We start from the raw sequence: 26,020 nt of genomic DNA, 5'->3' as shown, positions 1-26,020 counted from the left end.
GGTCAGGAGGCCTGCTCGCGATTGCGCTGGGCGCCCTCGGCCCGGTGATGATCCTTGACCTTTTCCTTGTGCTTGATCAGCTGGCGGTCGACCTTGTCGATCAGCGCGTCGATGGCGGCGTACATGTCCTCGTGGGAGGCCTCGGCGTGGATGTGATTGCCGCTGACCTGGAGATTCGCCTCGGCCTTGTTGAACTGGTTCTGGGTCTTCTCGTGGGTCAGCACGACGTGCACGTCGATGACCTTGTCGAAGTGGCGCTCCAGCTTCGCGAACTTCTCGTTGACGTAGTCGCGCAGGGCGTCGGTGAGGTCCACATGGTGGCCGGTCAGGTTGATCTGCATGGTCGGGACTCCTTGGTTACTTGTGGCCGGTGGGCATCGAGGCCATCTGCCGGCGTTCGCTGGATGAAGGGATGTGCATCGCCTCGCGGTACTTGGCTACGGTGCGACGCGCCACATTGATGCCCCGGTCCGCCAGGATCTGGGCGAGCCGGGCATCGCTGAGCGGCTTGTTCGCGGGTTCGTCGTCGATCAATTCGCGAATCATGGCACGGATGGCGGTGGCGGAACACTCGCCACCGTCGTTGGTGCCGACGTGGCTGGAAAAGAAATACTTGAACTCGAAGACCCCGCGCGGGGTGTGCATGTATTTCTGGGTTGTGACCCGGGAGATGGTCGATTCGTGCATCTCCAGGATCTCGGCGATATCGCGCAGGATCAATGGCTGCATCGCGACCTCGCCGTGTTCCAGGAAGCCCTGCTGGCGATGGACGATCGCCTCAGCGACGCGCAGCAGGGTGTCGTTGCGGCTGTGCAGGCTCTTCAGGAACCAGCGCGCCTCCTGCAGCTGGTCGCGCATGAAGGCACTGTCGCGCGCATCCGATACCTGGCGCACCATGCCGGCGTAGAGGTCGTTGATACGGATGCGTGGCGCGATCTCCGGGTTCAGCTCCACGCGCCAGCCGTCCGGGGTGTGGCGCACGTAGACGTCCGGCACCACGTACTCGGAGGTGGCGGAGCTGATCTGTGCGCCCGGTCGCGGGTTCAGGGTGCGGATCAGGTCCAGGGCGCGCGCCAGTTCGTCCGGGTCGCGCACCCCGGACTGGCGCTGCAGGGCCTTGTAATCGCGCTTGCCCAGGCTGTCCATGCCGTGTTCCAGGATCGCCCGGGCGGCCTCGCGGGCGGGGGCATCCGGGGCCAGCTCGCGTAGCTGGATCTCCAGGCACTCGCGCAGGTCGCGCGCGCCCACGCCCAGCGGGTCGCATTGCTGGATCCAGTGCAGGACCGCCTCGACCTCGTCGACGCCGACGGGTTCGTCCTCGCCGCGGCTGATGGTCTCGGCCAGGGTCTCGAGGTCGCCTTCGAGATAGCCATCGGGGCTGATCGCGTCAATCAGGGCCGCGCCGATGCGCTGGTCGCGCGGGGTCAGGTGGCTCAGGTGCAGCTGCCACAACAGGTGGTCCTGCAGGCCCTCGCCGTCGTCGTCGCTGGTATTCTCCAGCGGGTCGCGGTCGTCCACGCCCTTGGGGGCGGGCGGCGGTTCGTAGATGTCGTCCCAGCGGCTGTCGGTGGTCAGCTCCTCGGGGATCACGTCATCGCTGGTGGTGGTGGCCTCCATGCGGTCGCCTTCCACCACCTCGCCCTCCGCGTCCAGGCGCTCGGTCGCGGCCATCTCGTCCTCGTCCTCCACCTGCTCCAGCATCGGGTTGCTCTCCAGCGCCTGCTGGATCTCCACCTGTAGTTCGAGCGTGGACAGCTGCAACAGGCGGATGGCCTGCTGCAGTTGCGGGGTCATGGTGAGCGTCTGACCCAGCTGAAGATTCAGGCCGGGTTTCAGCATTGGCTGTGCGGGGCGCGGGTGACCATAAGAGCGATCTTAAATGCTGCCTCGTGGTTTGTGCACCGGCGCGGGTTGTGCGCGTGCCGGCATCACAGGCGGAAATTCTCGCCGAGATAGACCCGGCGCACCTGGGGGTCGGCCAGTAGCTCGTCGGGTGTCCCGGCGGCCAGCAGGCGCCCCTCGCTCAGAATATAGGCCCTGTGGCAGATCCCGAGGGTTTCGCGCACGTTGTGATCGGAGATCAGAACCCCGATGCCGCGCGCTGCAAGGTGGCGAATTACATCCTGGATATCGCCCACCGAGATCGGGTCCACCCCGGCAAAGGGCTCGTCCAGGCAGATGAATTGCGGGTCACCGGCCAGGGCCCGCGCAATCTCGGCGCGCCGACGTTCGCCGCCGGACAGCGCGATCCCGGGGCTGTGGCGCACGGTCTCGAGCTGAAACTCCTCGATCAGCGCGTCGCCGATACGCCGGCGTTCGTGGCGGTCCAGGCCGGGGCGCAGCTCCAGCACGGCCTGCAGGTTGTCCCACACGCTCAGGCGGCGAAAGATCGAGGCCTCCTGGGGCAGGTAGCCGAGACCGGCGCGGGCGCGCACGTGAATGGGCGCGCGGGTGATGTCGTGCCCGCCCAGGGTGATGCGCCCGGCGTTAGGGCGGATCAGCCCGACCAGGCTGTAGAAGCAGGTGGTCTTGCCGGCGCCGTTGGGACCCAGTAGGCCGACCACTTCACCGGGTGCGAGGTCGACATCCACCTGGTCGAGCACGGTGCGCTGGCCGTAGCGCTTGGTCAGTTCGCGCCCGATCAGGCGATCACGGGCCTCGGCGGGTTCCGGCGCCGGGCTGGTGGCGGGTGCGTTCATTCGTCGTCGCGTGGCTGGATGGTGATGCGTACGCGTTCGCTGTCGCCCTCGCCGCGTTCGGCCTCGATCACGTCGGTGGTCAGGTCGTAGGTGATGCGCTTGCCGCGCGCCTCTTCGCTGGCGGTGATCACATGGGCCTGGTCGGTGAGGATCATGCGGTCCTCGTTCAGCAGGTAGTCGATGCGCAGCGCGGTGGCGATGCGCATCTCGCCGGTCTCGGGGTCGGGGGATTCCAGGCGGGCCGGCTCGCCGTGGGCCTCCATCTCGTAAGGGCGACGATCCCGGGTGCGCACGTAGACCGTGTCGGCCTCCAGCGTCATGTCGCCGCGGATCACGATCACGTCCCCGGTGTAGGTGCCCAGGCCCTGGCGTTCGTCCATCTCCGCGCGGTCGGCGGTGATCTCCACCGGCAGCGAGGGTCCCGATCCCTGCTGGCCCAGGGCCGGCGTCGCCAGCAGGGCGGAGAGGAGGCCGGCCGCCGCAAGCAGGCCCGGCAGGCGGCGGCTATTCGGGATCGGGGTCATGCGCGGGGTCCTCCTCGCTCGCCTCGCTGTAGAGCGAGTACACGTCATGGAACAGCTCTATGGTATCCGCTCGCGAGTCCACGCGCAGGCCGGTGCCGCGCTGGAACAGCCCGGGCTGGTTCAGGGTGGAGAGGGCGTCCGAGGTGGCGACCATGGTGTCTGTGGCGATACGTACATCCCGCGAGTCGATGACCGTCTGCACGCGTTCGCCGCGGGCTGGTTGTACGCCGTGGGTGGGGCCGACCAGGTCCAGGGTTTCGTCAGCCGGGCGGTGCAGGGCCGCCGGGGCGGTCCAGCGCCATTCGATACCGCCATCGGCGAACAGGTCGAGTTCCGGGTCATCCACCCACTGCGGCCCGTCGCGGCCGAATTCGCGCAGTCGGGTGCCCTGCAGCCGGTGGGTCCGCTCACCGTCGTCGCCGGTGGCGTGCAGCGTGAATCCGTCGATCTGCAGGGTCACCTCGCCCTCGGGCGGGGTGACCTCGGCGGTTGCGGGGCTTGCGCACGCCAGCGTGAACAGGACCAACGGCGGCGCCAGACCGTACCGGTTGCGTCTCCGCCGGCTCATCCGTTCAGGTAGGTCTCGAGCAGGGCGTCCAGCCGGTCCTGCGCGGCCAGCAGCCCCTCGCAGGCCTCGCGCACGGCGCCGCGCCCGCCGTGGGCCTCGGTGACCCACTGGGCGTGGCGGCATACCAGCGGGTGGGCGTCCCCGACCGCGATCCCGAGCCCGACCCGCTGCATGGCCGGCAGATCGACGATGTCGTCGCCCATGAAGGCGGCTTCCGCCGGGTCATGGCCGGTGCGCTGCAGCAACTCGTGCAGGGCCTCGCCCTTGTCGCGGCGGCCCTGGATCAGGTGCTCCACGCCCAGGTCCCGCATGCGGTGTTCGACCACCCCGGAGGTGCGCCCGGTCAGGATGGCGATGTCGAGGCCGCCGTCCAGCGCCAGGCGGATCCCGTGGCCGTCGCGGCTGTTGAAGGCCTTGTACTGCTCGCCGCCATCGCCCAGGAACAGGCTGCCGTCGGTCAGCACGCCGTCCACGTCCAGAATCAGCAGGCGTACGGCTTGCTGGCGGGTGCGCAGGGTCGCGGCATCCAGGTTCATCAGGCCACCCCGGCGCGCAGCAGGTCGTGCATGTTGATCACGCCGACCAGGCGCTGGTCGGCGTCGGTGACCGGCAGGGCGTTGATGCGCCGGCTCTCCATGGTCTCGAGTGCCGTGACCGCCAGCCAGTCGGGCTGCGCGGTGTGGCCGCCGGTGGTCATCGCCTCGCCGATGGTCAGGCCGTCCAGGCTGTGCCCGGCATCCAGGGTGCGGCGCAGGTCGCCATCGGTGAACACGCCCTGGATGCGGTCGTCGGCGCCGGCCACGATCACCAGCCCGAGGCCCTTGCGGGTGATCTCGAACAGGGCGTCCTTCAGCGGGGCCTCCGGCGTGATGCGCGGGATCGCGTCGCCGGTGTGCATGATGTCGGCGACATGCACCAGCAGCCGCCGGCCCAGCCGGCCGCCAGGGTGCGAGCGGGCGAAGTCGTTGGCGGTGAAGCCGCGTGCATCCAGTACCGCGACCGCCAGGGCGTCGCCCATCGCCAGCGCCGCGGTGGTGCTGGAGGTGGGGGCCAGGCCCAGCGGGCAGGCCTCGCGCTCGACACTGACATCGAGGTGCACGGTGGCGTCGGCGCCCAGGCGCGAGCCGGGGTTGCCGGTCATCGCGATCAGCGGCACGCCCAGGCGCCGGATCAGCGGCAGGATGGTGAGGATTTCGTCGGTCTCTCCGGAGTTCGACAGCGCGATGACCACATCCTCGCGGGTGATCATCCCGAGATCGCCATGGCTGGCCTCGCCCGGGTGCACGAAGAACGCGGGGGTGCCCGTGGAGGCCAGGGTCGCGGCCAGCTTGCTGCCAATGTGCCCGGACTTGCCCATGCCGGTGACGATCACGCGGCCCTTGCACTCGAGGATGCAGCGGCAGGCCTCGAGGAAGCTGTCGTCGATGCGCCGGGCGAGGTTGTGCACGGCCTCGGCCTCGTCGTTGAGGACGGCCAGGGCCAGGTTGCGGGTGGTTTCGGGGTTGAAGTTCATGCAGTTGCCGTAATTCCCAAATAGACAAGGTAGCTTGCGAAGGCGACGAGGAGAAGGGCGCCCTGCCAGCGCAGGATCTGTCCCCGGCGGCCCAGCGCGATCAGGAACAGGGCCACCGTCAGTGCCAGCATCACGGGATAGTCGCGTGCGAGGACGTCGGCGTCGATTGCCAGCGGCGCGATCAGGGCCGGAACCGCCAGCACCGCGAGCAGGTTGAACAGGTTGGAGCCGACCACGTTGCCGATCGCCAGCCCCGCCTCGCGGCGGAAGGCGGCGACCACCGATGTGGCCAGCTCGGGCAGGCTGGTGCCGATCGCGACGATGGTCAGGCCGATGACCAGATCGCTGACCCCCAGTTGTTCGGCGATTTCCACCGCGCCCCAGACCAGGGCCTGGCTGCTGGCCAGCAGGAGCAGTAGCCCGAACACCAGCCACGCAATCGCGGGACCGAGGCGATCGCTGTCCGGGATGGTCTCCACCATGCCGCGCACGACTTCGGGGGCATCCTCGCCCGAGGCCTGTTGCGCGCGGCGGGCGGTCAACGCCATCCAGGCGGTGAATGCGGTCAGTCCCGCGAGCAGGGCGATGCCTTCCATCTGGCCCAGCTCGCCGCCGACCAGCAGGAGCAGGACGCCGAAGCTGACCAGCAACAGGATCGGCAGTTCGCGGCGAACCATGCCGCGGCCGATCGCCAGCGGTGCGACCACCGCGGCGGCCCCCAGCACCAGTGCGATGTTAGCGATGTTCGAACCGATCGCGTTGCCTACCGCCACGCCCGGGTTGCCCTGCAGGCTCGCGAGGACCGAGACCACGAGCTCCGGGGCCGAGGTGCCGAAGGCGACAATGGTCAGGCCGATGACCAGCGGGCTCACGCCGACCCCGCGGGCAAAGGCGGAGGCGCCGAACACGAAGCGGTCGGCACTCCAGGTCAGCAGGATCAGGCCGACGATGACGGCGGCGATGGGTAGGGCCATGGGGCAGACGGGTCCCGAACGGTCAGGCCGCGATTGTAGCGGATTGGGGCGCTGTGTCAGTGGCGCAGGCGCTCCAGGCACGCGGTGGTACTGACCCGCGGGGTCCAGCCCAGCTGCTCGCGAGCGCGGGCGCAGTCCAGCACCAGCGGGCCGTCCAGCCCGCGCACCCACCCGGGGTCGCCCGCGCGGGCGCTCAGGCGCCAGGCCAGCGGGTGCAGGGCGCGGATCAGTCCCAGGGGGACCGGTACCCCCCAGCGCCGCTGGTGGCGAGCCATGGCCCGCAGTGACCAGGCGGGTTCGGCCCCCAGATTGAAGGTGCCCTGTGTGCGGGTGGTCACGCTGCGGGCGATCGCCGCCGCGGCGTCGTCCTCCCACAGGATCTGCACCGGCTGCTCGCCCGCGGCGGGATAGAAACGTCCGCGGGCGATCTGCAGCAGCAGCGGGTGCGCATGCGGCCCGACGATCGCGGGCGGGCGCAGGATAGTCACGCGGCATTCAGGGTGTTCGCGCGCGAGGGCGCGCAGGGCCTGCTCCACGGCCACCTTGTCCTCTGCATAGGGGAAGCGCGGCCGGGTCGGGTGGTCTTCGGTCAGGGGCTGCGGGCTGTCCGGCCAGGGGCCGTAGACCGCGGCGCTGGACAGGAACACGAGGTGGCGCACGCCGGCGGCGATGGCGGTCCGAAAGACCTGATCACTGAGGGCGACATTCTGCTGCCGGACCCAGGCACGGTCGTGCCGGCGGCCGTGGCCCCCCATCAACTGGAAGGCGAGGTGCACCAGGGTGTCGACCCCGGCCAGATCCTCCGGCCGGAGCCGCGTCAGGTCGCCCACACGGGCCTCGCAGACGGCGGCGCCTCCCGGCGGGGGGAGCGCCGGCGGGGTCCGGTCCAGCGCGAGGATGCGCAGGATCGCCGGCTCGCGCGCCAGGGCGGGCAGCAGGGCCTGTCCCACGCATCCGGCCGCGCCGGTCACGGCGATATGCATGGGTCCGTGTGGCCCTCAGGTCGCGCTGCGGGCGACGGCTGGAGCGGGATCGGCGAACGCGGGCATGACCTCCTCCGCGAAGCAGTCCATGGACTCCTCGGCCAGGGCCTGCGGGACGGCGCCGGCGCCGAAGGCGAGCAGGACCTGGTCGACCCCCGCCTCGCGCAGTCCCTCGATGCGCTCGCGACACTCGGCGGGCGTGCCGACCAGCGTCATGCCCAGCATGTCGAGGATCTTGAGGTTGATCCCGGCCTTGACCAGGTGGCGGAAGCGGCCCAGCGAACGGTAGTAGTCGTAGCCCTCGATCAGGCGTTCCAGCACCGGCAGGGTCTGCTGGAACATGTGGCGGTAGAACCACTCGAACGCAGGCTTGGCCTCGCGCCGGGCGCGTTTGCCGTCCGGCAGGCACAGGACTCCAAGCGTCATGCCGACCCGCGGCGGATGGGCGATATCGGCGCGCGAGGCATCCCAGGCCTCGTGGTACAGGCGGATGTCCTCGCGGATCATCTGCCAGGGCTTGAACGGGCCCGCCAGCGCCCCGATGCCCTGCTCGGCCGCCCAGGTGAAGGACTCCGGGCTGACCGCGGCGGTCCAGATCGGCGGGTGCGGGGCCTGCACCGGGCGCGGCATCACGGGCACGTCGTCCAGGTGATGGAACGGGCCGTCCTGGGTGATGCGGCCGGTCGCGAAGGCCTGGCGCAGCGCGTCCAGCCCGGCATCGACCCGCGCGCGGGACTCGCTCATCTCGGCCCCGAATGTGGCATATTCGCGCGGCGAGAAGCCGCGTCCGATGCCGAGGTCCAGCCGACCGCCGGAGAGCTGGTCCAGCATGCCGACCCGCTGGGCCACCCGCAGCGGGTGGTGGTAGGGCAGGGGCACTACGCCGAGCCCCAGGCGCAGGTGCTCGGTGCGCTGGCTGGCGGCGGCCAGGACCAGGTCCGGCGCGGTGGAGTGCGAGAACTCCGGCATCAGGTGGTGTTCCACCAGCCAGGCGGTGCCGAAGCCCAGGCGGTCGGCCCGCTCCCACAGGCGCAGGGTGTTCTCCAGCACCTCCGATTCGGAGGTCTGCAGGAAGTCGGGCACCGAGAGTTCATGGAACAGGTCGAAGCGCATGGCGCAACTGTGCCGCGCGCACGGGGGCGATACAAGCAGACTGCGCGAGGATACGGTTACAACGTGGTGATGGTCGGGCGGTGACGGCACGGAAGGAGAGACATGACGAACGATCAGGAAGCGCTGGCGCTGCAGGCCGCCGGAGTCGCGGGCCCCGGCGAGGACTGGTGGGAAGGCTTCTTCCCGGAGGATCTGCCGCGCGAGTGGCAACTCGAGTATTACACCCACTATCACAGCCGCCTGCTGCTGCCCGCCGCGCTGTGGCTGGAGACCTCGGCCCCCGCGTTCGGCGACTGGGACGAGGCCGTCGCCCCCGCGCTGCGGCTGACGCTCGAGTGGCCGGCGGAGGTTACGCCCGAGTCGGGGGCCGCGCGGGCGCTCGCGCTTGCCGAGGCCGCGGGCCCCTGTCTGCAGGCAGTGGCGCCGGGGCCGATGACGGCGGCGCAGGTCTCGGCAATCCGGGAGGCGCTCGAGGCGGCCGGCCTGGCGCGACTGATGGTCTATGGACCCGGTGAGCCACATACGATCACCCACGCCGAGGCGGCTTTGTTTTATCCGGCCCCGACGGGATCGACGACCGTGGGTGGAGCCTGGCAGATCACCCCCGAGCCGGGCCTGGGCGCGCCGGGCTGGCGTGCGCTGGTGGAGGCCCTGGGTGCGGCCGGCGGAAGCGGTGAGACTCCGGTCTTCCTGCGGGCCCGCCCGGACCGTCTGTCGGACTTTCGGACCATCGCCCAGCTACTGGGAATGGGATGAGCATCTCCCCGTGGGTTTGACGGTCCACCGGCCGGCGGCCAGACTTCCGGGTTCCTTAATGGCGAGGAGCGCGCGTGGCTGACCCGGCAGTGGCAGACAGTCCGCATATCGTGATCGAGAACCTGCGTTTCCGGCGCGGGCGCAAGGTGGTCTTCGACGACTTGTCGATGCGTATCCCGCGCGGGCAGGTGACGACCGTGATGGGCCCCAGCGGCAGCGGCAAGACGACCCTGCTGCGCCTGATCGGCGGACAGCTGCGCCCGGACGCGGGGCGCATCTGGGTGGATGGCCAGGAGGTGGCGAAGCTCTCCACCCGCCGCCTGTACGCCCTGCGCAAGCGCATGGGCATGCTGTTCCAGAGCGGCGCGCTGCTGACCGACCTTTCCGTATTCGAGAACGTCGCCTTCCCGCTGCGCGAGCACACCGATCTGCCGGAGGATGTGCTGCACGCACTGGTGCTGCTGAAGCTGGAGGCGGTGGGTCTGCGCGCGGCGCGCGAGCTGGACCCGGCCTCGCTGTCCGGGGGCATGGCCCGGCGCGTCGCCCTGGCGCGGGCCATCGCGCTGGACCCGGACCTGATCCTCTACGACGAACCGTTCACCGGGCTTGATCCGATCACCATGGGCCAGATCGTCAGCCTGATTCGCCAGACCAACGAGAGCCTGGGGCTCACCAGCGTGCTGGTCTCGCACGATGTGGCGGAGGCCATGGCGATCTCCGACCATGTGGTGCTGATCGCCAATGGCCGAGTGGTGGATGCCGGGCCGCCGGACGAGCTGGAGGCGCGCGCCTCCGACTGGAGCGCGCAGTTCCTGCAGGGCCGCCCGGACGGGCCGGTGCCGTTCCACTATCCGGGCGCGTCCTATCGCGACGACCTGCTGGGACAGGGCCTGCTGGGACAGGGGGAGCGCCGCGATGACTGACGCGATTGCCTCGCTGGGCCGGACCACGATCAACGCCCTGGTGGTGTTCGGTCGCGCCTTCGTCTTCCTGATGCGGGTGCTGGCGAGCCTCGATATCGTCATCCGTCGGTTCGGCCTGACACTCGCCCAGGTGTATTCGGTGGGCGTGCGCTCGCTGCTGATCATCATCGTGTCGGGGCTGTTCGTCGGCATGGTGCTCGGGTACCAGGGCTACATCACGCTGGTGAACTTCGGCGCGGCCGAGGCCCTGGGCGGGGTGGTGGCGCTGTCGCTGGTGCGCGAGCTGGGTCCGGTGGTTACCGCGCTGCTGTTCGCCGGCCGCGCCGGCTCGGCGCTGACCGCAGAGCTGGGCCTGATGAAGACCACGGAGCAGCTCTCGGCGATGGAGATGATGGCGGTGAATCCGTACCGCCGGATCTTCGCGCCACGCTTTGTCGCCGGATTCCTCTCCATGCCGCTGCTGGCCGCGATCTTCAGCGCCGTAGGGGTGATGGGTGGCTATATCGTCGGGGTGGGGCTGCTTGGCGTGGACAGCGGCGCCTACTTCTCGCAGATGCAGTCGGTGACCGACTGGAACGAGGATGTGCTGTCCGGCGTGATCAAGAGCATCGTGTTCGGCTTCGTGGTGACCTGGATCGCGGTGTTCCAGGGCTTCAACGCGCAGCCGACCTCCGAGGGCATCTCGCGCGCGACCACGCAAACGGTGGTGGTCGCGTCGCTGGCGGTGCTGGGCCTCGATTTCATCCTGACCGGGCTGATGTTCGGCGCGGGTTGACCAACCAGTATTTCCCTAGGGTGGCAATATGAAGGTACGTTTCTTCGAACTGGCAGTGGGTGTCTTCGTACTGCTGGGCATCGGGGCGCTGTTCTACCTGGCGGTCCAGGTCAGCAACGTAACCGACTACCACGACCGCGACACCTACACGGTGACCGGCTACTTCGACAACATCGGCGGGCTCAAGACCCGGGCCCCGGTCACGGTCTCGGGTGTGCGCATCGGCCGGGTTGCGGATATCCGCTACGATCCGGAGCGCTTCCGCGCCGAGGTGACCCTCGCCATCCGCTCGGAGCACGACTATCTGCCGATGGATACGCAGGCGGCTATCCATACCGCGGGGCTGCTGGGCGAGCAGTACATCGCCCTGGAGCCGGGCGGCGACTACGAAACCCTGCAGGACGGCGACGAGCTGATGTTTACCCAGTCGGCCCTGGTGCTGGAGAACCTCATTGGTCGTTTCATGACCAACATGGGTAGTGACTGATTCGCCCAAACCCGGAGCAAGAGACATGACACGGTTGCGTGACTATATGTGGAGCCTGCCGCTGGGGCTGATGGTCCTGCTGCTGGCGGCGCCGGCCCAGGCCGACAATCCCGCCGAGATCATCCAGCAGTCCATCGACGCGGTGTACAAGGAGCTGCGCGCCAACGAGTCGCGTGCGCAGGAGGATCCGGACTTCGTGATCGGTGTCATCGAGGACAAGATCCTGCCGGGCGTGGACGTCAACGGCATGGCCCGGCTGGTCCTGGCGCGCCACTGGCGGGATGCCAGCAGCGAGCAGCAAAGCCGGTTCACCGAAGCCTTCAAGAACACGCTGCTGCAGGCCTACGGGGTGCAACTGGCCGACCATCTGGACAAGGATGTGCGCGTGATCGAGCGCCGCTCGCGCCAGGACGAGCGCATGGCGGTGGTGGCCACCGAGGTGGTGATGGGATCCGGCCAGTCGAACATCCAGGTGAACTACCGGCTGCGCCCGGTGAACGGCGAATGGAAGGTCTTCGATGTCGAGGCCGAGGGGCTCAGCTTCGTGGGCAACTTCCGCACCCGCTTCAACGAGGAGATCAACCGCGACGGTCTGGACGCCCTGATCGAGCGCCTGGAAGACGGGGACGAGAGTCTGGTCGAGGACGCGGTGGGCGATGCCATCCAGGACAACGGGGCCGGCAACCCGTGAGCGATGCACAGATCCGGGCCGATGACGGTGGCCTGGTCGTCAGCGGGCCGCTGACCTTCGCCACCGTCTCCGGGCTGGAGGCCCGGGCGTGCGGGCTGATGGCGCACCTGCCGGAGCATGCGCGGGTGGATCTGTCCCGGGCCGGACGCATCGACAGCGCCGGCGTGGCCTTCCTCGTCATCCTCTGGCGCCGGGCGCGGGAGCAGGGCCGCACGCTGGTCTTCGAACCCCTGCCGGACGGGCTCCGGCCGCTGCTGGGGCTGTATGACCTGGAGGCGATCATCACCGACTCCGCGGCCCGATCCGTGGCCTGACCCGGGCGAACGGGCGAGTGCCGCGCGGATTCGTTATCATGGCGCGTTTCGCCGGGCCATGGTCGGTCCGGCGGTGAATCCGGGCACCCCATGGACAAGCTGATCATCACCGGAGGCGGCCGACTCGAGGGTCAGGTCTGGATCTCCGGGGCCAAGAACGCCGTGTTGCCGATCCTGTCCGCCACCCTGCTGGCGGACGGGCCGATGACCATTGGCAACGTCCCGCACCTGCAGGACGTCACCACGACCATGGAGCTGCTCGGGCGCATGGGCGTAAGCCTGACGGTCAACGAGCGCATGCGCATCGAGGTCGACCCGACCACGCTGACCCAGTGTGTGGCGCCGTACGATCTGGTGAAGACCATGCGCGCCTCCATCCTGGTGCTGGGGCCGTTGCTGGCGCGCTTCGGCGAGGCCGAGGTGTCGCTCCCGGGTGGCTGTGCGATTGGCTCGCGGCCGGTGAATCTGCACTTGCGTGGCCTCGAGGCCCTGGGCGCCGAGATCGATGTCGACGGCGGCTACATCCATGCGCGCGCGGATCGCCTGAAGGGCGCGCGGGTGGTGTTCGACCAGGTCACCGTGACCGGGACCGAGAACCTGCTGATGGCCGCGACCCTGGCCGAGGGCGAGACCCTGATCGAGAACGCCGCGCGCGAGCCGGAGGTGATCGATCTGGCGGACTGCCTGACGGCGATGGGGGCGAAGATCCAGGGCGCCGGCACCGACACCATCCGGGTGCAGGGCGTGGAACGCCTGCACGGCTGCGAATACGACGTGATGCCGGATCGAATCGAGACCGGTACGTTCCTGGTCGCGGCGGCCGTGACCCGCGGGCGCGTACGCTGCCGCAATACCCGTCCCGAGCTACTGGATGCGGTCCTGGCCAAGCTGGTCGAGGCCGGTGCCCGCGTGGATACCGGGCCCGACTGGATCGAACTGGACATGGAAGGCCGCCGGCCGAAGGCGGTGAACCTGCGCACCGCGCCGTTCCCGGCCTTCCCGACCGACATGCAGGCGCAGATGATGGTGCTGAACACGGTCGCCGAGGGCACCGGCTCGGTGGTGGAGACGGTCTTCGAGAACCGCTTCATGCATGCGCTGGAGCTGCAGCGCATGGGCGCGCACATCACGATCGAGGGCAATACCGCGATCGTCGAGGGTGTGGAACGGCTGGTTGGCGCGCCGGTGATGGCGACCGACCTGCGGGCCTCGGCCAGCCTGATCATCGCCGGTCTGGTGGCCGAGGGCGAGACCGAGGTGGACCGCATCTACCATATCGACCGCGGCTACGAGTGCATCGAGGAAAAACTGAGCCAGATCGGCGCGACCATCCGTCGCGAGCCGGTCTGATACGCGACTCACACGGAACCGGACGAACGCCTGACCCATGATGGATCCCAACGCCCTGACCATCGCCCTGTCCAAGGGCCGTATCCTCAAGGACACCCTGCCGCTGCTGGCCAGCGCCGGGATTGAACTGCTGGAGGATCCGGACAAGACGCGCAAGCTGATCCTCGACACCAACCGCGAGGACGTGAAGATCGTGGTGGTGCGCGCGACCGACGTGCCTACCTATGTGCAGCACGGCGCGGCATCCATTGGCGTGGCCGGCAAGGACGTCCTGATGGAGCACGGGGCCGCGGGGCTGTACGAGCCGCTGGACCTGCACATCGCCCAGTGTCGCCTGATGCTGGCCGGGCGCCCGGGCCAGCAGCCGGACCCGCAGCAGCGCCTGCGCATCGCCACCAAGTTCGTGAACATCACGCAGAACTATTTCGCCCAGCAGGGCCGTCAGGTCGAGATCATCAAGCTCTACGGCTCGATGGAACTGGCGCCGCTGGTCGGTCTGGCCGACTACATCGTGGACCTGGTCGATACCGGGAACACCCTCAAGGCCAATGGCCTGGAGCCGCTGGAACTGATTACCCCTATCAGTTCCCGGTTGATCGTGAACCAGGCAGCCATGAAGATGCGACATAGAACCATTCAAAATCTCATCGAGGGCCTGCGGGAGGCCGTCACGCCCGCGACGACGTAACCGAGAACACCATGACCGCCGATACCGACGACCTCCGAATCCGCGAAATCCAGGAGGTGTCCGCCCCGGACACCGTCCGCGAGGAGCTGCCGATCACCGATGCGGCCGCCGACACCGTGTTCGAGGCACGCCAGGCCTGCCATCGCATCCTGCACGGTGAGGACGATCGCCTGCAGGTGATCGTCGGCCCCTGCTCGATCCACGACGTGGATGCCGCGCTGGACTATGCCGATCACCTGAAGACCCTGCGCGAGGAACTCTCCGATGCCCTGCACATCGTGATGCGGGTGTATTTCGAGAAGCCGCGCACCACGGTCGGCTGGAAGGGCCTGATCAACGACCCGGACCTGGACGGCAGCTTCCACATCAACAAGGGCCTGCGCGTGGCGCGCGGGCTGCTGCGCGATCTGGCGGTCAAGGGCATGCCGGCGGCTACCGAATACCTCGACCTGATCAGCCCGCAGTACATCGCGGACCTGGTCGCCTGGGGCGCGATCGGCGCTCGCACCACCGAGAGCCAGGTGCACCGCGAACTGGCCTCCGGCCTGTCCTGCCCGGTGGGCTTCAAGAACTCCACCGACGGCAGCCTGCGGGTGGCGATCGACGCGATCCGCTCCGCCTCGCGCCCGCACCACTTCCTGTCGGTGACCAAGGCCGGTCGCTCGGCGATCTTTTCCACCACCGGCAACGACGACTGTCACATCATCCTGCGCGGCGGCAAGCAGCCGAACTACGATGCCGCGAGCATCGAACAGGCCTGCAAGGAGCTGCGCATGGCCGAGTTGCCGGAGATGGTGATGGTCGACTGCAGCCACGCGAACAGCCGCAAGGACCCGCAACAGCAGGTCGAGGTGGCACGGGTGCTGGGCGAACAGATCGCCGGCGGTGACCGACGCATCATGGGTGTGATGCTGGAGAGCCACCTGACCGGCGGCCGCCAGGACATCCTGCCCGGCAAGCCGCTGAAATATGGCCAGAGCATTACCGATGCCTGCATGGGCTGGGACGACAGCGAGGCCACCCTGCGCCTGCTGGCCGAGGCCGTGCGGGCCCGCCGCAAGACGCCCGTGCCTGCCTGACAAGACGTCCGTGCCCGTCTGAACCGAGGAATACGCCATGCCCTCCATTGCCCGACTCGATACCCAGCAGCCCGATTTCGACAAGGCCCTGGAGCACCTGCTGTCCTGGGAGTCCGTTGCCGACACCGGCGTACGCGATGCGGTGGACGAGATCCTGGGGGCCGTGCGCGCCGAGGGTGACGCGGCCGTGCTGCGCTACACCGCCAAATTCGATCGCCTCGATCGCCCTGCGGTCGCGGACCTGGAGATCCCGCACGAGCGCCTGCAGGCCGCGTTGGAGTCGATCCCGCCGGAGCAGCGCTCGGCATTGGAGACCGCCGCCGCGCGCATCCGCCAGTACGCCGAACACCAGAAGATGCAGGACTGGGACTTCACCGACGAAGACGGCACGGTCCTCGGTCAGCGTGTGACCGCGCTGGATTCCGTCGGGCTGTACGTGCCCGGCGGCAAGGCGGCCTATCCGTCCTCGGTGCTGATGAACGCGGTGCCGGCCAAGGTCGCGGGCGTCGAGCTGCTGGTGATGGTCGTGCCCGCCCCGGGCGGTGAACTGAACGACCTGGTGCTGGCCGCGGCCGCCGTGGCCGGGGTGGACCGCGTGTTCACTGTGGGCGGCGCCCAGGCCGTGGCGGCCCTGGCCTATGGCACCGATACCATCCCGGCGGTGGACAAGATCGTCGGCCCCGGCAACATTTTCGTCGCGGCGGCCAAGCGCGAGGTGTTCGGCACGGTCGGCATCGACATGATCGCCGGCCCGTCGGAGATCCTGGTGGTCTGCGACGGCGAGACCGACCCGGACTGGATCGCGGCCGACCTGTTCTCGCAGGCCGAGCATGACGAACAGGCCCAGTCCATCCTGCTGTCCTGGGACGCGGCCTTCCTCGACCGCGTCGCCGAGGCCATGGACCGCCTGCTGGCCGAGATGCCGCGCGCCGAGATCATCCGCACCAGCCTCGACAAGCGCGGGGCGCTGGTGAAGGTACGCGACTCGGCCGAGGCCGTTGCCGTTGCCAACCGCATCGCCCCGGAACACCTGGAGCTGTCCGTGGCCGATCCGCAGGCGATGCTGGACGCCGGCCTGCGTCACGCCGGCGCGATCTTCATGGGCCGCTATACCTCCGAGGCCCTGGGCGACTACTGCGCCGGCCCCAACCACGTGCTGCCGACCTCGCGTACTGCGCGTTTCTCCTCGCCGCTGGGCGTGTACGACTTCCAGAAGCGTTCGAGCATCATCCACTGCTCGGCCGAGGGCGCGGCCAAGCTGGGCGAGACCGCTGCGGCGCTGGCCCACGGCGAGGGCCTGACCGCCCACGCCCGTTCGGCCGAACTGCGCACTCGATGACCGCCCGTGCGACCCGGACTCCGGACGCCCTGATGCGCCCGGAGGTGCTGGCGCAGCCGGCTTACCAGGTGGCCGACGCCACCGGCCTGATCAAGCTGGACGCGATGGAAAACCCGCATCCCTGGCCGGGGGAGCTGGAAGACGCCTGGCTGGCGGCCCTGCGTGATCCGCAACTGAACCGCTATCCCGACGCGCAGGCGCAGGGTCTGGCTGCACAGGTGCGCGCTGCCCACGGGGTGCCGGAAGCGGCCGGGCTGATGTTCGGCAATGGCTCCGACGAACTGATTCAGATCCTGATCACGGCGATCGCCGGCTCCGGCCGACCGGTGCTGGCCCCGGAGCCGACCTTCGTGATGTACGGGGTGCTGGCCCGTGCGCTGGGTGTGCCGTTCGTCGGCGTGCCCCTGAACGCGGACTTCACCCTGGATCTCGCGGCGATGCGCAAGGCGATGGCCGAGCACAACCCGGCCGTGGTGTTCCTCGCCTATCCCAACAATCCCACCGGGACGCTCGACGACGCCGCGACCGTGGAGACGATCGTCGACGAGAACCCGGGCGTCACCGTGGTCGACGAGGCCTACGCCCCGTTCGCTGCGCACAGCTTCCTCGCGCGCGTTGGCGAGGATGACGGGCTGATGGTGATGCGCACGGTCTCCAAGCTGGGCCTCGCCGGCGCACGGCTCGGCTATCTGGCCGGAACCCCGGCCTGGGTCGACGCGCTGGACCGCCTGCGCCTGCCGTACAACATCAACACCCTGACCCAGCGCTCCGTGGCCTTCGCCCTGGAGCACCGCGAGGCGCTGGATGCCCAGGCCCGAGGCATCATCGAGGAACGCGACCGCCTGAGCGAGCGCCTGACTGCGACGACGGGCGTCGAGCAGGTCTTTCCCAGCCAGGCCAACTTCATCCTGTTCCGGGTACGCGCCGGGGCGGGGCATGCGACCTTCGCCGCCCTGCGCGACGCCGGGATCCTGATCAAGGACGTCGGCCGCGCGCACCCCCTGCTCGCCGACTGCCTGCGCGTAACCGTCGGCCGGCCCGACGAGAACGACGCGTTCCTCGCCGCCCTAGGGCAGGTCCTCTCCACCTGACGACTTCCGGGTTGCACCACCATGGGCAGGGGCTTCGCCTGCGAGCAGGCTCCTACTGGCTGGGGGCATGTGAACGCCGCGCTGCGACGAATTTCGCCCAATCCTCCACAACCCGAAAGCCCTTCTTCCAACCTCCCCGTCTTCCTGCAGACCACAAACCGAACTTCTCCGTGGCCTCTGTGCGCTCTGTGGTGAAAAGCCCTTCCTGGCCCTTTCCCTGCAAGGTGGGTTAGCGGCGGCCGGCGGGTGGCTCCAGGCGCAGGCCGCGCACCTCGCCCAGTGCGCCGCCGGCGCGCAGGGCGGCGGCGAACGGGGACTGGCGCGCCGGTTCACCGTTGATGCTCTCGATGGTCACGCCGCGGCGCTTCGGCAGCCAGGCGCTGCTGGCGAGCTGACGAATCGCCTCGGTGACGAGTGCCGCGTGGGCCTCGCCGGTGTCGATGCCGGGGATGGTCTCCCAGACGAACAGTTGGCGACCGGAGGCGGCCAGGTACAGCAGCGGCTGGCCGCCGGCCAGGGCTACCAGCGCCCCGGCGACCCGGCGCAGGCGGCCCTCGGCCGCTTCCGGCGGCTGCGGCCAGGGCAGGAGCTGGCCCCAGGGGCTGGCCGGGTCGACGCTTGCCAGCCACTGCGGTTCGGGGGTGTCGTCGGCCGCTCGTTCCAGGGCGCGCAGGCGGTCCACTGCGCCGGCGCGGGCGAACTGCGCGCCGGTCAGGCCCTCCACGAAGTGGCCGCGGCGCAGCTTGCCGGTGTCCTCCATCGCGCGGTAGACGGGATACACGCGCCCGAAGCCGCCCGGCAGGCCCTCGGCGCGGGCCATATCGCGGCTGACCACACCGTAGCGGGCCAGCAGGTTCTCGGCCTGTTCGCGGGCGCGCTCGGTCAGCGACACGCCGGGGTCGATCAGCTCGGCGCCCCGTGACCAGCGCCCGCCGGCCAGACCCTGTCCCGGGCGTCGCCGGCCGCGCGCGGAGGTCCTGCGCTGGCCCAGGCTGCGCAGCGGCGCGAAGGTGTCATTGGTGATCTGCCCGGCCCAGACCAGGTCCCAGATCGCGGTTTCGATCGCGTCCTGGCGGGCATCCGGCTGTGCGCTGCGGGCCGCGCGTTCCAGCTCCAGGTAGAAGCAGGCGCCGCGCCGGTCCAGGGCCTCCAGGATCGCCTGCGCCAGCGGGTCGTCGTTGGTGGGGGTATCCGTGGCATCGGCCTCCGGCTCCAGCAGCACCATTGCCTGTTCGCGGCGCAGGAAGCGGATGCGCCCGTCGCGCTGGCCCAGCGCACCACTGCCCACCCATACGAACTCCCCGGAGGCGGTGATGCGGTCGAGCGCATCCAGCGAGAAGTCGCGCACCCGCATCGGCAGTACGTGGGCGGTCCAGGCGGACCAGGGCAGGGCGATGCCCTCCAGTTGCGTCAGCGTGTCGCGCAGGGCGCCGGCCCCGCGGCCGGGCTCGGTCAGGCCTTGCCAGGCGGGCAGGAAGCGGCCCAGCGCACGGGCATCGACCGCGGCCGCCTCGTCGCGCAGCCGCGCCAGGGTGCGGCGTTTCAGTCGCCGCAGGATGTCCAGTTCGCACCAGTCCTCGCCGGTGCCCTGCGGGCGGATCTCGCCGCGCAGCAGTACGCCGGCGCGCTCCAGGCTCTCGAGCGCCGGCAGCAGGGCGCCCGGCGCGAGGCCATAGCGAGCGCCCAGGTCCTCGCTGCGGAACGGGCCGTGGGTGCGGGCGTAGCGGCGCAGTAGTTGTTCCAGCGGGCGCTGCGGCGGTTCCAGGAAGCCGGCGGGCAGGCCGGGCGGGGGCACCACGCCGAGGGCATCGCGGTACAGCGCGGCGTCCTCGGCGGCGATCCAGCGCGGCTCGCCAGCGATGCGCACCTCCACCGCCCGCAGGGACTGGGCGAGCTGTTCCAGCCATGGCCCCGGTGCCTCGGCGCAGGCGGCCGCCACTTCGTCCGAGCTCAGGTCCCCGCGCCGGCGCAGCAGGTCGTGCAGGGCGTCGGCGTCCGGCACCCGGGTCGCCTCGGTGGCGTGCGCCAGTTCGGCCTCCAGTTCGGCCAGGGCCTCGGGGTCGATCAGCTCGCGCAGTTCGGCCTGGCCCAGCAGTTCGGCCAGCATGCCGCGGTCCAGCGTCAGCGCCTGGGCCTTGCGCTCGGCCATCGGCGCGTCCTGCTCGTAGATGTAGGCCGCGACATAGGCGAACACCAGGCTGCGGGCGAACGGCGAGGCCTGCGGCGTCTCCACCTCGTGCACGCGGATGCGCCGCTCTTGCACTCCGCGCAGGATCTGACGCAGGGCGTCCAGATCGAACACGTCGGCCAGTACCTGGCGGTAGGTCTCCAGCACCACCGGGAAGCTCGCGTACTCGCGCACCGAGGCCAGCAGCTGCTGCGACTTCAGCCGCTGCGCCCACAGCGGGGTGCGCTGGCCGGGGCGGTTGCGCACCAGCAGCAGGGCGCGCGCCGCGTTCTCGCGAAAGGCGCTGGCGAACAGGGTGGAGTTGCCCAGCTCGCGGGTGACCGCCTCCTCCAGCTCCTCCGGGTCGGGGAACAAGGCGTCCAGCTCGGGCAGGTCCTCGCTGTCGGCCAGGCGTAGCACGATGCCGTCGTCGGTGTACATCACCTGCACCTCGAAGCCGGAGTGGCTGGTCAGCGCGCCCTGCAGGGCCAGCGCCCAGGGGGCGTGCACGCGCGCGCCGAATGGCGTCAGGATGCAGACGCGCCAGTCGCCAACCTCGTCGCGGAAGCGTTCGACCACGATGCGCTGGTCGGAGGGCAGCTGTCCGGTGGCCTCGCGCTGCTCGTCGATGTAGTCGCTGAGGGTCTCCACCGCCGCCTCCGACAGTGGCGCGTGTTCCCTGAGCCAGGCCGCGCGCTCGGCGCGGCCCATGCGTGCCAGCCGCTCGGTGGCGGCGCCGATGGCCTGGCCGAGCTGGATCGGGCGGCCGGGGCCGTCGCCATGCCAGAACGGCAGCTTGCCGACCTCGCCGGGGGCCGGGGAGACGAGCACGCGGTCGCGGGTGATCGCCTCCACGTGCCAGGTGCTGGCACCCAGGGTCACGTTCTCGCCGGTCTTCAGCTCGAACACCATCTCCTCGTCCAGCTCGCCGATGCGCGGCCCGCCCTCGCCAACATGCACGCCGTACAGCCCACGGTCGGGGATGGTCCCGGCGTTCAGGCGCGCGGCCAGTGCCGCCCCCCGGCGCGGGGTCAGTTCGTCGCGGGCGCGGTCCCAGGCGAGCCAGGGGCGCAGGTCGGCGAAGTCGGTGCTGGGGTAATGGCCGGAGAGCATGTCCAGCGTGGCCTCGAGCAGCGCCCGCGACAGCTCGCGCCAGGGCGCGGCGCGGCGGACCAGAGCGTGCAGCTCGTCCACCGTGCGCGGGCGTTCGCAGACCATCGCGACGAGCTGCTGGGCCAGCACGTCCAGCGGGTTGTGCGGGGCATGGATCGGTTCCAGCGCGCCGGCCTGCATGCGCTCGCCGATCACCGCGCATTCGAGCAGGTCGCCGCGAAAGCGTGGCAGCAGCAGCGAGCGCGAGACCTGGCCCACCCCGTGCCCGGCACGCCCGGCGCGCTGCAGGCCACGCGCGACCGCACCGGGGGATTCGACCATGATCACCAGATCCACCGCGCCCATGTCGATGCCCAGCTCCAGCGAGCTGGTCGCGACGATGCCGCGCAGGCGCCCAGTCTTCAGCCGGCCCTCGATCTCGGCGCGGCGCTTGTGCGAGACGCTGCCGTGGTGGGCGGCGACCAGGTCCTCCACCGGTTCGGCGTCCTCCGGCTGCTGTTCGCGCCAGGCCTCGTTGATGCGCTGGACCAGTCGCTCGCACAGCCCGCGGCTGTTCACAAACACGATGGTGGAGCGGTGCTCGAGGATCGCGGCCAGCAGGCGCGGCTCCAGGCGTGCGGCGCGGTCGCCGCCAGCGGTGGGGAGCTGCCCGGTGCCCTGGCTGTACACCGCGCCGAGGATGGAGCCGGACGGGATCGGGCCGGATGGTGAAGGGCACTGTGCCTCCGGTCCTTCGATGGTCGGTTCTGCGTGCTCGGCGGGTGGCTCCTCGGGGGCGAGGATCTCCAGGTCCAGGCGCGGTGGCTCGGCGGCGTCGATCACCTCCACCTCGCGGTCGCCGCCGAGGAAGCCGCGCGCCACCTCCACCGGGTGCACGGTGGCGGAAAGCCCGATGCGCTGCGGGTCCTCGCCGCAGCGTTCGGCCAGGCGTTCCAGCGACAGGGCGAGATGCGCGCCGCGCTTGTTGCCGGCCAGCGCATGCACCTCGTCGATGATCACCGTGTGGATGGACTCGAGGTTTTCGGCGGCCTTCGAGCCCAGTAGCAGGTACAGCGACTCCGGCGTGGTCACCAGGATGTCGCCGGGTTCGCGCGCCTGGGCGCGGCGCTCGGACTGCGGGGTGTCGCCGGTGCGGATGTGTACCACCGGCTCGCCTGCGGTCGGGCCCGCGGTCTCGCCCAGACGCGCGGCGGTCTGAGCGATGCCGGTCAGCGGGGCGCGCAGGTTGCGTTCGATGTCGGTGGCCAGCGCCTTCAGCGGCGAGATGTACAGCACCGAGTAGACGCGCCGGGCATCCGGTGCGGACTCGCCGGTCAGGCGGTCAATGGCGCTGAGGAAGGCGGCGAGGGTCTTGCCGCTGCCGGTGGGGGCGATCAGCAGGCAGTGATGGCCGGCCCGGATCGCGGGCCAGCCGCGCGACTGGATCGCGGTCGCCTGCCCGAAGGCCTCGCCGAACCAGGTATCGGTCGCGGGGCGAAAGGGCGTGACCGGCATCGGCTCGCGTATGACGCGTCAGGCGTGGCCGACGGTGGTGTCGGTGGTGGCGTGGAAGTAGTCGCTGTCGCGCGCCAGCTCGTCGATCAGCTCGTGCAGCATGGCCAGGCGGCTCTCGGCGTCCGAGAACGGGGCGCAGTCCTCGCACAACGGATCGCCGCAGGGCTGGCGGCTGTACAGCCAGAAGTGCACGGCACCGGCCAGCAGGCCGTCGGCGACGTCGCCGGTCTCGGCGGCCTGGCCGTCGTCGGCGAGCCGGTTGGCCAGCTCGATCAGGTTCTGGGCAGCGTTGTTGTAGGTCTGGTCGGCGGTGTCGTTCATGGATTCTCGAAATCGGTTTTCGGCTAGCCGCGATCCTTCGATCGCGAACGAACCCGGCAGTTTACCGCGACTGGCCGATATTCCGAAGAAACAGGGGAATATGCCGCTCCTCGGGGGACAGTCCGCCGTGGGCGCCAATGAAGAATGGCCCCTCGTCGTCGTCCGGCGGGTCTACCAGGTAGGCGTCCTCCGCCGGCAGCAGCAGGTAGTCGCCGGCGCGCGCCCGCAGCTCGGGGTGCTCCCGGTTATGCCCAGGCGGAAGGCCCAGTGTGCCGTGCCCCAGCCAGTCGGCGGCGGGGATTGCGGCCACGTCCTCACCGAAGGCCGCGTGCAGCGCGCGGCGAAACTCCGTATTGAGGCCCTCCCGCACGTGGGCGATGGCGGCACGTGGCTCGCCGGTCAGGCGGTGGCGCAGGCAGGCCTGCACCGCCGGGTGCTCGCGCAGGTCCAGGCGGCGTTCCATGGTGCGCATGCCGTGGTCGGCGGTAGTCAGGAACACGCTCTCCGGGCGCTGGATCTGCGCGCAGGTCGCGGTGTAGGCCAGGTCCAGCTGCTTCAGATGGCGCTCCACCTCCGGGCTCTCCGGGCCGTAGGCGTGGCCCAGGTGGTCGAGCTCCGACCAGTAGACGTAGGTGAAATGCGGCCCCGGCGTCGCGTTCACATGCGCGGCCACTCGTGCCGGCAGCTCGGACAGGTCCTCGAAGCCGATGAACGCGGCGGAGCCGTTCATCATGCGGTTGTAGGGTGTGCCGCCGATCCAGTCCGGGCCGATCATGGTGGTGTGGCAGCCGAGCCGGTCGACCAGGCGGTCTGGCCGTACGCGGCCGGTCAGCTCGCGGTAGCCGAGCGTGGCCGGGCGGTCCTCGGCGTCGCGCTCCTGGCCCATCAGCACCGTCAGCGTGCGCTCGGCAGACGGCAGCCGGGTGTGCCAGCCGAGCAGGCCGTGCTGCGCGGGTGCGCGCCCGGTCAGGATGCTGGTGATCGCGGTCGCCGTGGTGCTGGGGAACACGGTCTCGAGGTCGGTTACGTAGTCCGCGCCCAGCAGCGGCGTGTGGCGGCGATAGCGGGTGGCAAAACCGTCGATCAGCCACAGCACGATATGGCGGTCCGGCCCCAGGTGTTCGGATACACCCGCCAGCGGCGGGTGGCTGGCCACCGGGTTCAGGCTGGCCTCGATCTGGCCGAGCAGGTCCATCAGCCCCGGCGCTTCCAGCCGGGCGCGCAGGATGTCATCCACGACCGAGTCGGCCGCGGCGTTAGCCGTCATCGACAAGCGATCAGGCCTTGCCGCCGTCGCCACCCATGCAGGGCGGGGAGTCGGCGACCTTGCCGGCACGCTCGAACCACTGGTCCGGGTCCAGCGTGTGCAGCGCCAGGGCATGGATGCCCCCGGCCAGCTCGTCGGCCAGGGCCTGATTCACCAGCCGGTGCCGCGCGATCAGCTTCTGATCACGAAAGGCGTCGGACACCACCGTCACCTTGAAATGCGACTCCGAACCCGGCGGCACGTTGTGCATGTGGCTCTCGTTCACCACCTCCAGATGCTCGGGCGCAAAGCGCTCCTCCAGCTTCCGGGTAATGGTCTCCTGCATGCTCATCGACGACTCCAGTGCTTCGATTGACGGGACATCGCACTCAGTGTGCCGTGTCGTACCCGCATGTCCAGATCCTTGGCCAGCCGCATGGCTGCCGCTGTCTGGGGGGGCAGTCATCAGCCTTCCCGTGTGCGTTCCTTCCAGTAATCCGGGTGGCGATGCAGGTGCATGACCGCGAGAATCAGGATGCCCCCGTCCTCTTCTGCGTAGAGAACCCCGTACGGAAACCGCTTCACGAATGAGCGCCGCACTTCGCCCTCCAGAACGGTCCAGGCACGCGGGTAGGCGATGGCGCGTTGCACCGCTGCAAACACTTCAACTGCAAAATCGTTCCCGAGGCCGGGCTCGATTTCTTCGTAGTACTGAACGGCCTCGGTGAGTTCTTGCTCCGCTTCCGGGTGAAAGCGAAAACTCATCGTTCAAACCGGCTCCATATCCTCTCGAAGACCTGTTCGCCCGGAATCGCTTCGACTGTGCCCGAGCGGATCTCTTCCAGGCGCTTCCGCGAGACCTCCGCCCATTTGCGGTCCACGCCCGCATCGGGCGGGTTCAGGCTGCGCAGGAGGGAATCGACCACCAGAGCGCGCTCTTCCACGGGCAGGGACTCGGCTTCGTCAATAAGGTCTTTGATCTTCATGTCACCATCTTCCTGGTATCGCTGGGGGGCGATGACCGGCGCAAGCGGAATTCTCATACTGGCATCTTGCGGCCGGTAGTGCGAGATGGCGGTTTGGTGGTTACATCCGGGAGGGGCTATGCGGCAGACGCTGGCGTTTGATGTGTACGGGACGCTGATCGATACCCAGGGGGTTACGGCGACGCTCGAAGGGTGGATGGGCGAGCGGGCGCCGGTGCTGGCGCGGGCCTGGCGCGAGAAGCAGCTGGAGTACACCTTCCGGCGCGGGCTGATGGGGGCGTACGCGGATTTCGACACCTGCACCGAGCAGGCGTTGCGGTACTGCTGCGAGGCACTGGGTATCGCGCTCGAAGCGGAGCAGGAGGCGGAGTTGTTGCGGTGCTACCGAGAGCTCCCGGCCTTCGCCGATGCAGGGCCGGCCCTGGACGAGCTGCGCGCGGACGGACACCGCCTGTTTGCGTTCTCCAACGGGACGGCTGAGACGGTCAGCGGGCTGTTGCGGAACGCCGGCCTGGAGGATCGCTTCGAGGATCTCGTCAGCGTGGACGAGATCGGCTGCTTCAAGCCGGACCCGCGCGTGTACCGGCATTTCCTGCAGAGGGCGAATGTGCTGCCCCAGCAGGCATGGCTGGTTTCAGGCAACCCCTTCGACGTGATCGGTGCGCAGGCTGCGGCCATGCGTACGGTCTGGCTCGACCGGGCGCGGCAGCGGCTGTTCGACCCCTGGGGTGGGGAGCCCACGGCCACCATCGGCAGCCTGGACGAACTGGCCAGGGCACTGCGTTAGCCGGGGTCTTGCCGTCGGCAAATATTCCTGCTGGAGCGG

28 protein-coding genes are annotated in these 26,020 nt (G+C 69.6%); 12 read left to right on the top strand and 16 right to left on the bottom strand.

The annotated features are described in order from the left end of the window. Window positions 1-2: 2 nt before the first annotated feature. From hpf to F793_RS0103655, 10 genes are all read right to left on the bottom strand, one after another. Window positions 3-341 carry a ribosome hibernation-promoting factor, HPF/YfiA family gene (gene hpf, locus F793_RS0103700; protein ID WP_018865600.1) on the bottom strand — a complete coding sequence of 113 codons (339 nt, stop codon included), beginning with the start codon at window positions 339-341 and terminating at the stop codon, window positions 3-5. Between the two features lie 16 nt (window positions 342-357). Further along, window positions 358-1,839 carry an RNA polymerase factor sigma-54 gene (locus F793_RS0103695; protein WP_018882434.1) on the bottom strand — a complete coding sequence of 494 codons (1,482 nt, stop codon included), beginning with the start codon at window positions 1,837-1,839 and terminating at the stop codon, window positions 358-360. Window positions 1,840-1,928: 89 nt separating this feature from the next. Further along, window positions 1,929-2,699, bottom strand: coding sequence for an LPS export ABC transporter ATP-binding protein (gene lptB / locus F793_RS0103690; protein WP_018880013.1), 771 nt, complete (start codon window positions 2,697-2,699; stop codon window positions 1,929-1,931). After that, a complete protein-coding gene (gene lptA, locus F793_RS0103685) occupies window positions 2,696-3,223 on the bottom strand; it encodes a lipopolysaccharide transport periplasmic protein LptA (protein ID WP_018880012.1) in 528 nt (175 codons plus the stop codon). Before lptA ends, lptB begins: the two co-directional genes overlap by 4 nt. Further along, on the bottom strand, window positions 3,204-3,749 hold the full coding sequence (gene lptC / locus F793_RS0103680; RefSeq protein WP_018880011.1) for an LPS export ABC transporter periplasmic protein LptC: 546 nt from the start codon (window positions 3,747-3,749) through the stop codon (window positions 3,204-3,206). The genes lptA and lptC overlap by 20 nt, the downstream gene beginning before the upstream one ends. A 38-nt stretch (window positions 3,750-3,787) precedes the next feature. Next, entirely contained in the window at window positions 3,788-4,327 is a 540-nt protein-coding gene (locus F793_RS0103675) for an HAD family hydrolase (protein WP_018865605.1), read from the bottom strand. Then, window positions 4,327-5,304, bottom strand: a complete 978-nt coding sequence (locus F793_RS0103670) for a KpsF/GutQ family sugar-phosphate isomerase (RefSeq protein ID WP_018865606.1) — start codon at window positions 5,302-5,304, stop codon at window positions 4,327-4,329. The genes F793_RS0103675 and F793_RS0103670 overlap by 1 nt, the downstream gene beginning before the upstream one ends. Continuing rightward, a complete protein-coding gene (locus F793_RS0103665; RefSeq protein ID WP_018882433.1) occupies window positions 5,301-6,278 on the bottom strand; it encodes a calcium/sodium antiporter in 978 nt (325 codons plus the stop codon). Before F793_RS0103665 ends, F793_RS0103670 begins: the two co-directional genes overlap by 4 nt. 56 nt (window positions 6,279-6,334) lie before the next feature. Next, window positions 6,335-7,261, bottom strand: coding sequence for an NAD-dependent epimerase/dehydratase family protein (locus tag F793_RS0103660; RefSeq protein ID WP_018878134.1), 927 nt, complete (start codon window positions 7,259-7,261; stop codon window positions 6,335-6,337). Between the two features lie 15 nt (window positions 7,262-7,276). Beyond that, a complete protein-coding gene (locus F793_RS0103655; protein WP_018878135.1) occupies window positions 7,277-8,374 on the bottom strand; it encodes an LLM class flavin-dependent oxidoreductase in 1,098 nt (365 codons plus the stop codon). A gap of 102 nt (window positions 8,375-8,476) precedes the next feature. Here F793_RS0103655 and F793_RS0103650 point away from each other — a divergent pair, with 102 nt between their 5' ends. From F793_RS0103650 to hisC, 11 genes are all read left to right on the top strand, one after another. Next, window positions 8,477-9,130 (top strand): hypothetical protein, encoded by a 654-nt coding sequence (locus tag F793_RS0103650; protein ID WP_018876514.1) that lies wholly within the window; start codon window positions 8,477-8,479, stop codon window positions 9,128-9,130. A gap of 74 nt (window positions 9,131-9,204) precedes the next feature. Continuing rightward, on the top strand, window positions 9,205-10,053 hold the full coding sequence (locus F793_RS0103645) for an ABC transporter ATP-binding protein (protein ID WP_026280880.1): 849 nt from the start codon (window positions 9,205-9,207) through the stop codon (window positions 10,051-10,053). Further along, complete coding sequence (mlaE, locus tag F793_RS0103640; RefSeq protein WP_018876513.1) at window positions 10,046-10,828, top strand: lipid asymmetry maintenance ABC transporter permease subunit MlaE; 783 nt, start codon at window positions 10,046-10,048, stop codon at window positions 10,826-10,828. Before F793_RS0103645 ends, mlaE begins: the two co-directional genes overlap by 8 nt. Window positions 10,829-10,856: 28 nt before the next feature. Then, window positions 10,857-11,315, top strand: a complete 459-nt coding sequence (mlaD, locus tag F793_RS0103635; RefSeq protein ID WP_017942739.1) for an outer membrane lipid asymmetry maintenance protein MlaD — start codon at window positions 10,857-10,859, stop codon at window positions 11,313-11,315. A gap of 46 nt (window positions 11,316-11,361) precedes the next feature. Then, a complete protein-coding gene (locus F793_RS0103630) occupies window positions 11,362-12,006 on the top strand; it encodes an ABC transporter substrate-binding protein (protein WP_017942740.1) in 645 nt (214 codons plus the stop codon). Next, complete coding sequence (locus F793_RS0103625; RefSeq protein ID WP_017942741.1) at window positions 12,003-12,320, top strand: lipid asymmetry maintenance protein MlaB; 318 nt, start codon at window positions 12,003-12,005, stop codon at window positions 12,318-12,320. Before F793_RS0103630 ends, F793_RS0103625 begins: the two co-directional genes overlap by 4 nt. A 90-nt stretch (window positions 12,321-12,410) precedes the next feature. Beyond that, a complete protein-coding gene (murA, locus tag F793_RS0103620; RefSeq protein ID WP_017942742.1) occupies window positions 12,411-13,670 on the top strand; it encodes a UDP-N-acetylglucosamine 1-carboxyvinyltransferase in 1,260 nt (419 codons plus the stop codon). A gap of 37 nt (window positions 13,671-13,707) precedes the next feature. After that, complete coding sequence (gene hisG, locus F793_RS0103615) at window positions 13,708-14,358, top strand: ATP phosphoribosyltransferase (RefSeq protein ID WP_017942743.1); 651 nt, start codon at window positions 13,708-13,710, stop codon at window positions 14,356-14,358. An 11-nt stretch (window positions 14,359-14,369) separates the two neighbouring features. Then, on the top strand, window positions 14,370-15,437 hold the full coding sequence (locus F793_RS0103610) for a 3-deoxy-7-phosphoheptulonate synthase (protein WP_017942744.1): 1,068 nt from the start codon (window positions 14,370-14,372) through the stop codon (window positions 15,435-15,437). Between the two features lie 37 nt (window positions 15,438-15,474). Then, window positions 15,475-16,776, top strand: a complete 1,302-nt coding sequence (gene hisD, locus F793_RS0103605; RefSeq protein ID WP_018882431.1) for a histidinol dehydrogenase — start codon at window positions 15,475-15,477, stop codon at window positions 16,774-16,776. Continuing rightward, a complete protein-coding gene (hisC, locus tag F793_RS0103600; RefSeq protein WP_018880006.1) occupies window positions 16,773-17,867 on the top strand; it encodes a histidinol-phosphate transaminase in 1,095 nt (364 codons plus the stop codon). The genes hisD and hisC overlap by 4 nt, the downstream gene beginning before the upstream one ends. Before the next feature lie 229 nt (window positions 17,868-18,096). Here hisC and F793_RS0103595 read toward each other — a convergent pair whose 3' ends face one another. The 6 genes from F793_RS0103595 to F793_RS0103570 all read right to left on the bottom strand — a co-directional run bounded on the left by F793_RS0103595 (window position 18,097) and on the right by F793_RS0103570 (window position 25,194). After that, window positions 18,097-22,641 carry a DEAD/DEAH box helicase gene (locus tag F793_RS0103595; protein WP_018882430.1) on the bottom strand — a complete coding sequence of 1,515 codons (4,545 nt, stop codon included), beginning with the start codon at window positions 22,639-22,641 and terminating at the stop codon, window positions 18,097-18,099. Window positions 22,642-22,659: 18 nt separating this feature from the next. Beyond that, window positions 22,660-22,962 (bottom strand): hypothetical protein, encoded by a 303-nt coding sequence (locus F793_RS0103590; protein WP_018878143.1) that lies wholly within the window; start codon window positions 22,960-22,962, stop codon window positions 22,660-22,662. Window positions 22,963-23,023: 61 nt separating this feature from the next. Further along, complete coding sequence (locus tag F793_RS0103585; protein ID WP_018882429.1) at window positions 23,024-24,229, bottom strand: alkaline phosphatase family protein; 1,206 nt, start codon at window positions 24,227-24,229, stop codon at window positions 23,024-23,026. A 10-nt stretch (window positions 24,230-24,239) separates the two neighbouring features. Continuing rightward, window positions 24,240-24,560 carry a BolA family transcriptional regulator gene (locus F793_RS0103580; RefSeq protein ID WP_018865620.1) on the bottom strand — a complete coding sequence of 107 codons (321 nt, stop codon included), beginning with the start codon at window positions 24,558-24,560 and terminating at the stop codon, window positions 24,240-24,242. A gap of 113 nt (window positions 24,561-24,673) precedes the next feature. Further along, window positions 24,674-24,973, bottom strand: coding sequence for a type II toxin-antitoxin system RelE/ParE family toxin (locus F793_RS0103575; RefSeq protein ID WP_018138965.1), 300 nt, complete (start codon window positions 24,971-24,973; stop codon window positions 24,674-24,676). Next, on the bottom strand, window positions 24,970-25,194 hold the full coding sequence (locus F793_RS0103570) for an addiction module protein (RefSeq protein ID WP_018138966.1): 225 nt from the start codon (window positions 25,192-25,194) through the stop codon (window positions 24,970-24,972). Before F793_RS0103570 ends, F793_RS0103575 begins: the two co-directional genes overlap by 4 nt. Before the next feature lie 118 nt (window positions 25,195-25,312). On the opposite strand from F793_RS0103570, the gene F793_RS0103565 reads away from it, so the two are divergent. After that, window positions 25,313-25,981, top strand: coding sequence for a haloacid dehalogenase type II (locus F793_RS0103565; protein WP_018882428.1), 669 nt, complete (start codon window positions 25,313-25,315; stop codon window positions 25,979-25,981). Window positions 25,982-26,020: the final 39 nt, after the last annotated feature.

Source organism: Thioalkalivibrio sp. ALE22 (assembly GCF_000381445.1).
GTDB lineage: Bacteria > Pseudomonadota > Gammaproteobacteria > Ectothiorhodospirales > Ectothiorhodospiraceae > Thioalkalivibrio.
Note: the sequence above shows the minus strand (reverse complement) of the source record. Positions and strands in the feature narration are given on the sequence as shown.